Below are 13,605 nucleotides of genomic sequence, written 5' to 3'. Positions count from 1 at the left end.
CCTTGACTCGAATCGCGTCAGGCTCTGCGAGGCGCCCTGCGGGGCTGACGTGGCCTTATTCAGAGATTCCCTCAACAGGTCCCATTCGAAGCGACACCGGCGTTATTCTTCGTAGGGGCGCGTGGAGTGGATGAACACACTCTGCACCAGGCCCAGGGTGATCCCCTGCCCCAAGAGAGAGCTTCCCCCGTAGCTGAAGAGCGGCAGAGGAATACCCTTCACGGGAACGAGCCCCATGCTCATGGCAACGCATTGAAACACGTGGAACCAGATTCCCGCCGCGAGAGTTCCCACCATGACCTTGCACCGAAGATCCTTCGAGCGTGCTCCCGCAACGGCAATGCGCCAGAGCAGGAACCCGAAGAGAGCGAGGAGGATCACCGCTCCGACAAAACCCATCTCCTCGGCAAAAACGCTGAAAATGAAATCCGTGTGCGGCTCCGGCAGAAAGCGAAGCTTGCTCTGGCTTCCCTGGAGATATCCCTTTCCGAAAAGTCCCCCCGCGCCAACGGCGATGCGGGACTGGATCACGTTGTAGCCGGCCCCGAGGGGATCCACGTAGGGGTCGAGAAAAACGAGAATGCGGTTTTTCTGGTATTCCTTGAGAAAAGCCCAGCCGAGGGGCAGAAGCGCCATGCCGCCTCCGATGAGGGCTCCGAGATATTTTCCCGGCGTTCCCGCCAGAAAGAGGGCGACAAAAGTCATGAAGACATAGACGACGACACTGCCCAGATCAGGCTGGAGGAACACCAGTCCACCGAGCAATCCCGCAAGAGCCATTCCCGAACAGAGGTTCTTCAGATTCTTCGGCGGATAGCGGCACAGATGTTTTCCAAGCACCGCCGAGAGGGCGATCTTGCCCACATCGGACGGCTGAAGCCTGAAGAAGCCGAAGGAAATCCAGCGCTGCGCCCCCTTGGCTTCGATGCCGACGAGAAGAACCACCAGGAGAAGCAAAAGTACAAACCAGAAAAGAGGATAGGCATAGCGCAGTACCCGCTCATGACCTATCCAGATGGTACCTACATAGGCGCAGGCCGCAACCCCTCCCCAGAGAATCTGCTTGTAGGCGAAGAGTTCGCGCCCACCATAGCCCGCACTGTAGATGGCAACGACTCCGGTGACAAAAAGGATGACCGCTGCGGCGAGCGCGCCCTTATCGAGAAGACGGAGCCGCTCCCTCAGCGTGAGATGCTCCGTGAAGCTTCGGGTGGATACGGGTGCGTTCATTTGCCGGAAAGCGTCTCCCCGCCTCGTCCGGAACGAGCATAGACCCGTTTCACCGTGCGCACGGGAATGTTTGCCACAAGGGCGACGGAACGATCCTCCCTCTCGAGATCGATGTCGATGTGCATCTCGTCAATCTCGAGATAGTTGCTGATCACCGCAATGAGATCACGGCGCAGATCCTCCATGAGGGCGGGTGAAATATCCGTTCTGTCGTGGATCAAGACGAGCTGAAGCCGCTCCTTCGCGACGTTTTTCGTCCCTCCGGAGCCGAAAAACCTGCTCAAGAAACCCATGGTCGTTCCCCCCGTCCTCTACAGGCCAAAGAGTTTTCTTACCTTTCCGAAAAGCCCTTCTTTCTCGGGATTGTCGAGATCCAAGAAAGGCACATCCTCCCCACAGAGACGCAGCGAAATATTCTCGAAGGCCTTCGAGGCCGGACTGTTTCCCCCGAGTGTCAGGGGTTCACCCCGGTTGGTGGAGGTGACCACACTGTCGTCGTCGGGAACGACCCCCACGAGATCGACGGCGAGAATGTCCAAGACGTCCGCCACGTCGAGCATGTCCCCGCGCTTCACCATGTAGGGACGAATCCGGTTGATGACCAGCCGGATGGGAGATTTTCCCATGGCTTCGAGCATCCCGATGATCCGATCCGCGTCACGAACCGCCGACACCTCCGGCGTGGTCACCACCAAGGCTTCATCCGCACCCACCGCGGCGTTGCGGAAACCTCCCTCGATACCCGCAGGGCTATCGACGAGGACAAAATCGAAGTGTTCGCGCAGCTCGTCGCAGAGAGTCCGCATCTGTTCGGGCGTCACCGCGTCCTTCGTTCGCGTCTGGGCCGCGGGAAGGAGATGAAGATTGTTCACCCGCTTGTCCCGCACGAGCGCCTGGAGAAGCCGACAATTGCCTTCCACCACATCCACAAGAGTGTACACGATACGGTTCTCCAGGCCCAAGACCACATCGAGATTCCGAAGGCCGATATCCGCGTCCATAGCCACAACCTTGTAGCCTCGACTCGCCAGGGCCACAGAGAGATTCGCCGTAGTGGTCGTTTTCCCCACACCACCCTTGCCCGATGTCACAACGATTACGCGACAGGTCATATCCGAACACCCTCCCCGCTGCTACGACTGGATCGTCAGAGGCCGAACGATGAACGTCTCATCCTCGATACCGATGACGACGGATTTTCCCCACCAGGAGGAATCCTTGTCCACATAACTCACTTTTCGTCCGATGCGCACCTGCGAGGCTTCGAAGACCCTTGTCAGAATCCGGGCATCGGCATTGCCCTCCGAGCCGGCATGGGCAATTCCCTGGAGTCGCCCCCACACGACGATGTTCCCCCCGGCGAAGACCTCCGCACCGTCATTCACGGAGCCGACAATGACGACATCGCCTCCATGTTCGACCCTCTGTCCGGAGCGCAAGGAACGCTCCAACACGAGAGAACGATGAGTGCGTTCGGCGGCATGTCCCGTCGGAGCGGGTTCCCCCGTGGGAAATCCGCTCCGGCGGAGGATCTCCAGGGTCTCCGCGGAATAGGTCACCCAGGAAAGCACAGAAACATTTCCGGGCCAGACAAAGTGCTCCAGAATCCAGAGTATCTCCCCGGCATCCGTGGCACGCCCCTGGAGATCGAACACGATCCGGGCACCCTGGAGGATGTGTTTTCCTCCGGAGAGAATTTCCTGCAATCCCTTCCGCAATTCTTCACCGGAAAAATGCTCGGGAATGATGAGTCGTAATCCCTGGACGCCTCCCTTCAGGAGAATCTGTCCGTTTTCAGCAGTTTCTCCCCGGAGCTCTTCGCCGTTTTTCTCGTTCATTGCCCGCCTCTCCCCTCGTTTCCACGTCGTTCTCCGAGACACAGATACGCAAGAAGCTCGGCGACAAGAGGACCGGCCACACTGCTCCCCTTGCCGCCTCCCTCCACGAGAGCCACCGCAACCAGCTTCGGGTCCTTCGCGGGAGCGTAGCCGAAAAACCACGCGTGATCCTCGCCATGGGCGTTCTGGGCCGTTCCCGTCTTCCCCGCGATCTCGACACCGAACGCTCCGGCGGGCTTCCCCGTGCCCGTCCGGACAACCTCTTCCAGTCCCTTCCGAACGAGCCGAAGCGCCTCCTGAGGAAGCTGGAGATCCGTCACGGAAGCGGAATGACCTTCGGCGAAATGAGGGGTGACGAGTTTGCCCCCGTTTGCGACGACGGCAGCCATGCGCGCCACCTGAAGGGGCGTCATGAGCAGAAAACCCTGCCCGATGGAATAATTGACCGTATCCCCCTGGTACCAGGATTCATTGAGGCGCCGTTTTTTCCACTCCCTTCCCGCAGCGGTTCCCTCCACCTCGCCGGGAAGGTCCACCCCGGTGAGCTGCCCTATGCCGAAACGCTCCGCGAAGGACACAAGAGCGTCCGCACCGAGCCATAGCCCGAGCTGGTAGAAATACACGTCGCAGGAATCCCTGATGGCCGTTACAAGGTTCTCTCTGCCGTGCCCCCAACGCTGCCAGCAACGGAACGTCCTGTCCCCGAGATTCATGTAGCCGGGGCAGTGTACCGTCGTGGAGGCGGTCACCGTTCCGGACGCGAGCCCCAGAAGAGCGGGAACGACCTTGAAGACCGAGCCCGGCGGATAGACACCGCCTATGGCTCTGTTCAGCATGGGACGATCCGGATCATTGACGAGCTTTCCCCACTCCGACGGAGACACTCCCCAGGTCAGGGGATTCACATCGTAGGTGGGCGACGAATAAAAGACGCGCAGTGCACCGGTGTGCACGTCCATGGCGAGCAAGACACCCCTTCGCCCGCTCATGAGTTCCGCCGCAACTCTCTGGGCGCCGAGATCGAGGGTCAAACGAATATCCGCTCCCGGCGCGGGAGGACGATAATCGATCTGTCGAAGACGCCGCCCTCGGGCATCCACCTCGACGGCCTCCTCGCCCGCCTGTCCGCGAAGCTGTTCCTCGTAGAAACGTTCGATCCCGGCCTTTCCGAGCTGATCCCCACCGAGGTACCCCTGGTCACCCCGCTGCTGCAATTCCTCCCGAGTGATTTCTCCCACATATCCCGTGACATGCGCCGCGAGAGGACCCGCAGGATAGATACGACGCCACACGGGAAAGGGAAAGAGCTGCGGTACGAACTCCGGATCGGTCACGAGATCCGCCACCTGGGACAGGGTAAGATTGCTCACGAGCGTTACGGCCCGAAAAGGCGCCCAAAACTGTCTGTCACAGGAACGCGCCAGATCCTCTTCGGTAAATGGAATGCCATGTCGCTGAAACAGCACGGCAATTCGAGAAAAAACCCCCTCCTTGGAAAGATCCAGAGGATATCCTTTGATGTCGAAGGTCCGGACGTTCTCCGCGAGGGAGAGGCCGTTTGCGTCGTAGATCACTCCCCGAGGCGGAGGAATGCGGATAAACCGCAGCCGGTTGTCCGTGGCGAGCTTGACATAGCGATCCGCCTGGGCGACCTGAAACGAATAAAGCCCTCCCACCAGAAGAAACAGGCCCACCATCATGAAAATTCTCCAGACGAGAAGGCGAAAATCCATGGAGGTCCGTTCAGGGGACACGACACGGCCCTTCTCTCCGGGAAAACCAGAGAATGCCTAGGAGGATGAGGGGCATCCCCGCAAGCTGCTGCAGCAAAACAAGAGGCCACAGAGAAACCCCGGTGGAGAGCAGCAATACGCCTCGCATCAGGCCGATGGCGAGATGCCCGCCGAGGGCACAACAGCCGAACAGGGCGGAAGTGCGTCCCTGAGCCGGAATGAGACGCCAGGTACCCACCACCAGGGAGAGGAGCACACCGTAAAGGCCCGCGGTAAAACCAGGTAGCCCCGTCCAGCGCAGATCCCAGAACAATCCGCCGACAAAGGCGATCCACACCATGCCGCAGAGATCGTACTCCTCGGTGACGGAGAGAAGAAGCAGAAAAAGAAAGAAGAGTTCGGGAACCAGCACTCCGCTCGACGCCGCAACCTGGAGGAGATCCTGAAGATACCACATCCCCGCCGCCCAGATCACGGCAGTCCCTCCTGGACCATGACGGAAACGGTATACAGCCTGGCCAGATCACCACCGATGGCAAGGACGTAGGGGCGATATCCGCCGGTCACCTCCTCGGCAAAGGCGACTTTGCCGATGGGGATACCCGGGGGGAGGAATTCGCCCACAAGGGCGGTGCTGACGCTCATCTCCGCCTGGAGTTTTTTTTCCTCGGGGATGTAGAGCAGCAACACTCTGCCCGCGTCGTCGCCCGTCACGACACCCAAATCCCTCGTGCGGTCCAGTACGGCGGGAATGAGCAGCGTACTGGAGGTGATCAGTTCGACCCAGGCGAACCTCTCACCTGTCTGAGAGACTCTTCCGACAAGGAATCCGTTCTGCAGCACCGGTGAGCCCACGCGAATTCCCGAAAGGCTTCCCTGGTCGATCCGGATCTCCTGCCACCACCGACTCGGTTCGCGAAGAGTCACCCGGGCGGTCACCATGCCCCGGGCAGGTGGCTGCTCCGTCACGCCGAGACGGCGTACCACGGCGCGAAGCGCAAGGACTTCTCCTTCCAGCTGCTCGAGCCGCTCCTGACGCTCCGTTTCCCGGGTGATCCACAGGTACATCTCCCGGAGGTGACGTCTGAGCGCGCTGGCGGGGTATTCCGGCCAGTAAAGGAACCTCGCCGTGGCGTCCATGGCGCTTCGTGCGAGGGGAAGCTGCAAGGAGACGATGAAGAGCAACAGTCCCACCACACCGGCCAGGACACCATGAACCCAGGGATTGTTCACGCCCTTCCGTTCCATACCGTCACTCCGTTTCTTTCACTGCGTCAGCGCAAAGCCTCTCATTGCACTCCTTTATCCACGGCGATGAGAATTTTCTTCATCGCATCCAGTTCGTCGAGAACGCGCCCGACGCCGAGTGCAACGGAAAAGAGCGGCTGTTCGGCGGTGATGACGGGCACGTTCAGCGTCCGCCGGAGACGTTCCCCCATACCCCGAAGCAGTGCGCCACCTCCCGTGAGAACCATCCCCTGGTCCACAATGTCCCGAGCAAGCTCCGGAGGAGTCTGTTCGAGCGCATCCTTCACCATTTCCTCGATCCGGAGGGTGATGGGGTTCAACGCCTCCCGCACCTCTTCGGAACTGATGCGCACCGCTTTGGGAAGACCATCCATGAGGTCCCTTCCCTTCACTTCCATGACGAGCGGTTCGGCGAGCGGCATCGCAGTGCCGATGTTGATCTTGATCTCCTCTGCGGTGACATCGCCAATACAGAGCGTGTAATTCTGCCGAAGCATGTTCACGATGGCCGCATCGATCTCGTCGCCCGCGGAGCGAAGGGATTTGCTCACCACGATGCCCCCGAGAGAAAGCACCGCTACCTCGCTTGTGCCACCTCCGATGTCCACCACCATGTTCCCCCGCGGTTCGTGGATGGGGAGCCCCGCACCCATCGCGGCCGCGATGGGTTCATCGATGACATAGGCTTCCCGAGCACCCGCTCCGAGCGTCGCGTCGATGACGGCCCGGCGCTCCACTTCCGTCACGCAGGCGGGAACACAGATGACCACCCGGGGATGCGCGAGGATGTGACGCCTTCCCGTCGCAGCGGTCATGAAATGGCCGATCATGGCCTCGGTCATGTCGAAGTCGGCAATGACTCCGTGCTGCAGCGGACGCACCGTCACGACTCCGGCGGGGGTCTTGCCCACCATGGCTTTTGCGCTGGCCCCGACCGCGATGACCTCTTCCTTTCCCTTTCTTCCCGTGTGTTTGATAGCCACCGCGGAGGGTTCGCTGAGGACGATTCCCCGTCCCTGAACGTAGACGACGATGTTCGCCGTACCCAGATCTATGCCGACATCACGGCTAAAAAGCCCCGCTATCCACTTGAACACGCAGATTCCCCCGCTTTCCTTCTCTCTTCGCCGACCTCCACAGGAACGAACCTGCCGCCAGCCAGCACGAAATGCCCGAACAGCTCCATATCCAGCATCCGAAGACGCCTGGAGAGGAGCAACGTGAGTTCCCGGTCCTCCCTGCTGGGTTCCGGAGTACCGTCAGGATGATTGTGACCGAGAACCATCGCCGCCGCGTCGAGACGAACGGCCCTTCGCAACAGAAACGGCAGATCCAGGAAAGCTCCGTCCAGCCCACCATAGGAAACCTGTTTCTCCCCGAGGATCCGCCCCTTGCGATCCAGGAAAAGAGCAAGGATGAACTCCCTTTCTTCCGTTGCAAGGTTTTCGGCCCAAGAAGCGACACGGCTGCGCCACGTCTCGTTCCGGCCTGTTTTGGCACTTTCGCTTCGCAGCCTTCTCGCCAGCTCCAAAGCCGCGACGAGGTTCGCCACCTTGGCTTCACCCAGTCCCTTCACCGCGAGGAACTCCTCCGGAGCCGCCCGAGCGAGACCTGTGAGATCACCGAACTCCTCAAGAAGCATACCGCCAAGTTCCAAAACGTCCATCCCCCGGGAACCCGTATGCAAAAGAATAGCGAGAAGCTCGCAGAGTGAAAGTGCTTCAGGCCCCAGAGAGAAAAGGCGTTCCCGGGGCCACTGGTCCCGGGGTAACCGTGCAAGAAACACGCGATCCCCTTAGCGAGGCCAGAAAGGATTGCTTTCCCGCTCCCGCCCGATGGTCGTCTCCGGGCCGTGGCCTGGAAGCACCCGAAGCTCGTCGGGAAGCTCGGCGAGCTTCTTCAGAGAGTGGAGCAGGGTCGCCTCATCGCCTCCGGGGAGGTCCGTTCTGCCCACGCTCTGGGCGAAGAGCGTGTCTCCGGAGAAGAGCAGCGTCTCGTTCCTTCGCGAGGCCGACGCGGAGACACCTGTCGTTCCTTGCGAAAGGGACTTCTGCTCCTCCACGAGGAAACAGCAGGATCCCTCCGTATGCCCCGGCGTATGGAGAACGTGAATAGAAAACCCTGCGATCTCCAAAGTCATTCCGTCCTCAAGGAGCAACTCCGCCGCATTGCACACCAGAGGATTTCCTATGAAGGCAGAGAGGTTCTCCGTGGCGGCGGAGAGTTTCGGCGCGTCGAGCACATGGATGGCCACGGGAATCTTTTTTCCCCTGCGCAGCCCCTCCACACCGGCGATATGATCCGCATGTCCATGGGTGAGAAGGATTGCTTCGAGGACAATCTCCTTTTCCCGAAGCCAGGCATCAACCTCCGAAACATCGCCGCCGGGATCGACGAAAATTCCCCGCCGCTCCTCGGTCCACACCAGATATCCGTTCGTCCACAACGCCCCCAGGGCGAAACGGCGCATCTCCATGGTTTTAGAACACTCCTTTGCTGTCGATGATCATCGTGACGGGACCGTTGTTGCAAAGAGACACCCGCATGTCCGCACGAAAGATCCCCGTGGAAACGGGAATGCCCTTCTCCTCGACCAGACGGCAGAAGAGTTCGTAACAGGACTTGCCTTTCTCGGGAGGCGCGGCTTCCGTGAAGGAAGGCCTTCGCCCTTTCCGGCAATCCCCGTAGAGCGTGAACTGAGAGATCACGAGCATGGATCCGCCTACATCACCCAAAGAGCGGTTGAGTTTTCCCTCGGCATCTTCGAAAATGCGCAGCGTGGCGATCTTCTCGGCCATCCAGGTCACATCGGCGTCCGTATCCTCCCCGGAGACACCGAGGAGAACGCACATCCCCAAACCCACCTCGCCCACCGTTTCCTCGCCGACCCGAACATTCGCCCAATCCACACGCTGCACGACGGCACGCACGACATCACCCCCGTTCCACTTGCATGACACCTTTGACGGTATTGATCCGCGCCATGATCCGATAAAGGTGTTCCAGATCATGAACCTGAATCTCAGCGGTCATGACCGCACGATTGGCTCCCTTCACGTTGGCCTTGACGCTCAGAATGGACGCATCTCCTGCGGCCAAAGCCTGGGTGACCTCGGCAAACAGTCCCGGTCGGTCCGCCGCCTCGAGCTTGATCCTGCTCGTGTAGCGGGGAGCGGTCTTTTTTCCCCATGCAACGGGGATGGTGCGCTCCTCCGCCGAAGTGTCCACATTGGCGCAGTCCACCCTGTGCACGGTGATACCGCGGTTCTTCGTCACGTATCCCACGATGGCATCCCCGGGAATGGGCCTGCAGCAGTTGGCGATTCCCACAAGCACTCCTTCCGTTCCGTCCACCACGATTTCCGCATCGACTTCCCTCTTCGGAATAACTGCCTCCTGGGGGATTTCCACATCCTGGGACGTCGTTGCCCTAAGCTGCACAACCCTCGATGCGACGGCACTGGGATTCTGGCGCCCCGATCCGATTTCAACGAGCAGGTCTTCCCCGTTGGAAAATCCCATGTCATGGGCGATTTTGTTGAGAGCCCCCATGTACTCCGAGGTCAACTCCAGCTCCGGCTGCTCCAGGCGGCGGCGCAACTCCCGCTCGAGCATCTCCTGCCCCTTGCCCAGCCGTTCATCCCGCTCCGCTCTATCCTGCTGGCGAAAATAGCTCCGGATCTTCGCCTGAGCACGATTGCTCCGAACAAGCTTCAACCAGTCCCTGGAGGGGCGCCCCTGAGGGGAGGTGAGCACACGCACGATATCCCCGTTCTGCAGTGTGTAGTCCATCGAGACAATACGCCCGTTCACCATGGCCCCGACGCACTTGTTCCCCACCTCCGTGTGGATGGTGTAGGCGAAATCGATGGGCGTGGAGCCGTGGGGGAGATTCATGACATCCCCCTTTGGAGTGAAGACAAAGACCTCCGAGGTGAGCACATCCGCCTTGAGATGCTCAAGAAACTCCGCCGGTTCATTGTCCTCCCCGGGGGATTCGAGAGCCTGCCGTATCCAGGTGAGCTTGTTGTCGAGCTCGTCCATTTTGGTCTTGCGTTCTTTGTATCGCCAGTGAGCCGCAATGCCGTATTCGGCGAGGAGATTCATCTCCCAGGTTCGAATCTGCACCTCCAAAGGCTCGCCGCTGGGACCCACCACCGTGGTATGCAGAGACTGGTACATGTTGTTCTTCGGATTGGCGATGTAGTCGTCGAATTGCCCCGGAATAGGCTTCCACAGGGTATGCACCACACCGAGAACCGTGTAGCATTCCACCACTGTATTGACGATAACCCTCACCGCCAGCAGGTCGTAGAGCTGGTCGAGAGAGAGGTTTTTTCTTCGCATTTTCTCGTAGATGCTGTAGAAATGTTTTGCTCTTCCCGTGATGTATACATCGACTCCGGAACCTTTGAGTCGTTCCTGGAGCAGGTCGATGGCCTTCTTGACAATGGCCTCCCTCTCGGGAAGTTTTTTCCGGACCCGGCGGCGGATCTCGTGGTACATGTCCGGGTCGAGGATCTTGTAGGAAAGGTCCTCGAGTTCCCTCTTGATCTGATAGATACCAAGCCGATGCGCGAGAGGCGCGTAAATCTCGATGGTCTCCTTTGCGATGCGGAGCTGCTTGTCCCTCCGAAGGGCCTGAAGCGTTCGCATGTTGTGCACCCTGTCCGCGAGCTTGATGAGGACCACCCGGATATCCTTGGCCATGACGAGGAACATCTTGCGCAGATTCTCCGCCTGGTAGTCCTCGAAGGAACGAAAGGGGAGCTTGCCGAGCTTCGTGACTCCATCAACGAGGGTGAGCACTTGTGCCCCGAATTTCTGTTCCAACATCGCCGAGTCGAGAGGAGTGTCTTCGAGGACATCATGCAGAAGCGTCGCCACGAGCGTGTCCCTGTCGAGCTGCATGTCCGCAAGGATAGAGGCGACGCTGAGTGGATGCACAATGTAGGGGTCTCCCGTAGACCGCACCTGGTCCTTGTGCGCCTCCGCAGCAATCACGAGGGCTTCTCCCAGAACGGAAAGATCCTCTTTCGAAAGAAAACGGGCCGCTTTCCCCCACAATTCCTGCCATGCGAGTTTGACCGGCGTGACACGCTGGTTCTCGGGAAGCCTGCCGACGAAGCTGTCCCGAAGAAGACGCAAAGCAGCTATTCCCTGTCCTTGACGCGTCTCGGTCCCAAGCGTCCCCAAGGTGGCACGCATGGCCTTTCCCCGCACAAGGCTTCCTCGTTCTCCTCCGCGGTCTCGACCGCCTTCGTCCTCGTCACGCATGCTCAACGCCTCCGCTATGGACGATTCGCTCCAGCACGAACTGAAGGCGCGCTTGTCCCCTCCAGTGGTCAATTCGGGGAGCATACACCCATCCGCGGGGATTCGGACACCCCGCGAGAAGTTTGGCCGCATTGAATCCGAGGAGAGGCACGCCTCCAACCTCCACGGTGACGTGCCTCCCGTTGCCTCCGAGGGGACGGATCGACGAAACCCCTTTGTTCTCCGCGTAGAGGAGCGGTCTTGGATTGCCCATGCCGAAAGGCCCCAGCGTTTCCACCTCCCGCCAGGAAGCCATGTCGATCTCCTGCGGAGGAAAGGCGAGGACCTCCAGAAGGTCCTTCTGGATTTTCACTTCGGACAGGCTGTATTCGAGCCTTTCCTCCACGACATTCCATCTTTCGGGAGCAACGCTGAATCCAGCGGCTTGACGGTGTCCGCCCCACTCAAGGAGATGTTCCTCCACATTCCGAAGAATCGCCACCGCATCCACTCCGCCGGGCACGCGGAGAGTGCCGCGAAGAACCTCTCCCGCCGGCGCCGCCAGCGCGATGGGCCTTCGGAATTGCGAGCAGAGACGGCTTGCCACACTGCTCAGGATTCCCACAGGCCATTCGTTCCCCCGAAGAACATGACGTTCCTCCGCGGAGATTGCCGTGGAGATCTCGTCCACGAGCCGCCCGGAAAGATACTGACGTTTTCTGTTCAGTTCGACAAGCCGCTCCACCCACTGGAGCGTGTCCTTCTCTCCGAGAAGAACCCGAACGGACACATCCGCGAGATCGAGTCTTCCCGCAGCATTCAGGCAGGGAATGAGTTTCATGGCGAGGTCTTCCTCGCCGATACGCTGAAAAACGAGCCCGAGCCGCTCCGCGAGCAATCTCAGGCCCACCCTTCGCCCTTGGCGGATGCGCTCGAGTCCCTCGAAAACGAGGGCGCGGTTCAAAGGACCCAGGGAGACACAATCCGCCACAGTGGCCAGTGCCACGAGATCCAGGCGTTCACGAAGCCACTCCTCCGGCGCGAGGGCGTTTCGGAAAAGCCACGCCCAGAGGACTCCCGTGGCGCAAAGGCGCACTCCTTCTTCGTCTCCGTTCGAGGCATGGGGATTGATGAGAACGGCCCCCACGTCCCGGACTGTGGAACCTTCGGGCAAATGATGGTCGAAAACCCACACGGGAACACCGGCGGCGACGACGCCCTCCAGAATCTTCCGGTCCCTGGTGCCGCAATCCACGACGAGGAGAAGATCGCACCCCATCTGCAGAATGCGGCCGATCATCTCCTCGTGAATACCGTATCCCTGCAGGCGCCGATGCGGAATATAGTAACGGACTTCCGCTCCGTACGAAAGACACAGTTCCACCGCGAGCGACGTGGCAGCAACACCATCGACATCGTAGTCCCCATAGACGACGACCCGCACCCCCTCGCGAAGGGCGGCCCGGAGCCCTTCGCCTCCAGGATCTTCATTACCGAGGAAAAGTTCCTCCAAAGCGAGCCGAAGGCCCGGACGATGTTTCGCCCGAGCCTTCTCAGAACACCCCAAGCCGCGCATCTGGAGTACACTCGCGAAGATTCGGCTACATCCAAGAGTAAGGGCGAGGGTCGAGGCGTCTTCTTCAGGATACCTCACCCGGATCTCGTCACCGGCGCAGATATCGATCACCGCCGCTCCTGCTCCTCGTCCACTTTCATGACAACATCCTCAAGAGATTGCTCCTCCGCGGCAGCATCCTCGAACGAGGCTGGTTTTTCGGGCATTTCCGGTTCCTCTTCCCATTTTTTCACCTCGCAGGGAACACCCGCCGCAGCACATTCTTCGCTCGCGGGGATCCCCGTGGAAACTTTCTCTTCGGAGGGTGCGGGCACACACGTCGCGACATGTTCCCGCTCGAATCCCTTCAGGCTCGCAAGAGCGGTGAGCAGCGCCGTGCGTTCCTCGGAGAGAGCCTCGTTGCGCTTCTGCAAATCCCGGATCTCCCGCTTCAATCCACTCCGAACCTCCAAAAGAGCGACGAGAGAGACAAACCACATGAGAATGCCTCCAGCCGCGAAGAGAAGGATCTCCCAGATTCCCTGCGGAATCTGGCGCTCCCAGATGAGAAAGCGAACGGTCACATCACCGGTATTCTGAAAGGCATATCCGGCTGCCACAAGCATGGCTATCGCAATGGCAAGCGCATAACTCTTCATGTGCATCCCTCCTTGAGACTCGACGCACGGCTTCCAGCCCAACCCGCTTCGGCACAACTATAGCATGGTCCGGCCAACCCGCTCCG

At 59.9% G+C, this 13,605-nt stretch carries 14 protein-coding genes; all 14 read right to left on the bottom strand.

Annotation, left to right across the window (positions count from 1 at the left end):
- Window positions 1-102 precede the first annotated feature (102 nt).
- On the bottom strand, window positions 103-1,230 hold the full coding sequence (gene rodA, locus K349_RS0111925) for a rod shape-determining protein RodA (protein ID WP_029166009.1): 1,128 nt from the start codon (window positions 1,228-1,230) through the stop codon (window positions 103-105).
- The gene (minE, locus tag K349_RS0111920; protein WP_029166008.1) at window positions 1,227-1,523 is read right to left on the bottom strand and encodes a cell division topological specificity factor MinE; all 297 of its coding nucleotides are present in this window, start codon (window positions 1,521-1,523) and stop codon (window positions 1,227-1,229) included. Before minE ends, rodA begins: the two co-directional genes overlap by 4 nt.
- A gap of 18 nt (window positions 1,524-1,541) precedes the next feature.
- Window positions 1,542-2,342 carry a septum site-determining protein MinD gene (minD, locus tag K349_RS0111915; protein WP_029166007.1) on the bottom strand — a complete coding sequence of 267 codons (801 nt, stop codon included), beginning with the start codon at window positions 2,340-2,342 and terminating at the stop codon, window positions 1,542-1,544.
- Window positions 2,343-2,363: 21 nt separating this feature from the next.
- Window positions 2,364-3,068 (bottom strand): septum site-determining protein MinC, encoded by a 705-nt coding sequence (minC, locus tag K349_RS0111910; RefSeq protein WP_051464365.1) that lies wholly within the window; start codon window positions 3,066-3,068, stop codon window positions 2,364-2,366.
- On the bottom strand, window positions 3,065-4,822 hold the full coding sequence (mrdA, locus tag K349_RS0111905) for a penicillin-binding protein 2 (RefSeq protein ID WP_029166005.1): 1,758 nt from the start codon (window positions 4,820-4,822) through the stop codon (window positions 3,065-3,067). Before mrdA ends, minC begins: the two co-directional genes overlap by 4 nt.
- Window positions 4,812-5,276, bottom strand: coding sequence for a hypothetical protein (locus K349_RS18160; RefSeq protein ID WP_029166004.1), 465 nt, complete (start codon window positions 5,274-5,276; stop codon window positions 4,812-4,814). Before K349_RS18160 ends, mrdA begins: the two co-directional genes overlap by 11 nt.
- Complete coding sequence (gene mreC / locus K349_RS0111895) at window positions 5,273-6,049, bottom strand: rod shape-determining protein MreC (RefSeq protein ID WP_029166003.1); 777 nt, start codon at window positions 6,047-6,049, stop codon at window positions 5,273-5,275. Before mreC ends, K349_RS18160 begins: the two co-directional genes overlap by 4 nt.
- Window positions 6,050-6,090: 41 nt before the next feature.
- Window positions 6,091-7,146 (bottom strand): rod shape-determining protein, encoded by a 1,056-nt coding sequence (gene mreB / locus K349_RS0111890; RefSeq protein ID WP_029166002.1) that lies wholly within the window; start codon window positions 7,144-7,146, stop codon window positions 6,091-6,093.
- On the bottom strand, window positions 7,131-7,835 hold the full coding sequence (locus tag K349_RS0111885) for a JAB domain-containing protein (protein WP_029166001.1): 705 nt from the start codon (window positions 7,833-7,835) through the stop codon (window positions 7,131-7,133). Before K349_RS0111885 ends, mreB begins: the two co-directional genes overlap by 16 nt.
- 9 nt (window positions 7,836-7,844) lie before the next feature.
- Window positions 7,845-8,525 (bottom strand): MBL fold metallo-hydrolase, encoded by a 681-nt coding sequence (locus K349_RS0111880; RefSeq protein ID WP_029166000.1) that lies wholly within the window; start codon window positions 8,523-8,525, stop codon window positions 7,845-7,847.
- Window positions 8,526-8,529: 4 nt separating this feature from the next.
- Entirely contained in the window at window positions 8,530-8,979 is a 450-nt protein-coding gene (gene dtd / locus K349_RS0111875) for a D-aminoacyl-tRNA deacylase (protein ID WP_029165999.1), read from the bottom strand.
- 4 nt (window positions 8,980-8,983) lie between these two features.
- A complete protein-coding gene (locus tag K349_RS0111870) occupies window positions 8,984-11,257 on the bottom strand; it encodes a RelA/SpoT family protein (RefSeq protein WP_029165998.1) in 2,274 nt (757 codons plus the stop codon).
- 61 nt (window positions 11,258-11,318) lie between these two features.
- A complete protein-coding gene (locus K349_RS0111865; RefSeq protein WP_029165997.1) occupies window positions 11,319-12,992 on the bottom strand; it encodes a single-stranded-DNA-specific exonuclease RecJ in 1,674 nt (557 codons plus the stop codon).
- Window positions 12,989-13,519 carry a LapA family protein gene (locus K349_RS18840; RefSeq protein ID WP_029165996.1) on the bottom strand — a complete coding sequence of 177 codons (531 nt, stop codon included), beginning with the start codon at window positions 13,517-13,519 and terminating at the stop codon, window positions 12,989-12,991. Before K349_RS18840 ends, K349_RS0111865 begins: the two co-directional genes overlap by 4 nt.
- Window positions 13,520-13,605 lie beyond the last annotated feature (86 nt).

This window comes from Aminiphilus circumscriptus DSM 16581 (genome assembly GCF_000526375.1).
Lineage (GTDB): Bacteria > Synergistota > Synergistia > Synergistales > Aminiphilaceae > Aminiphilus > Aminiphilus circumscriptus.
Note: the sequence above shows the minus strand (reverse complement) of the source record. Positions and strands in the feature narration are given on the sequence as shown.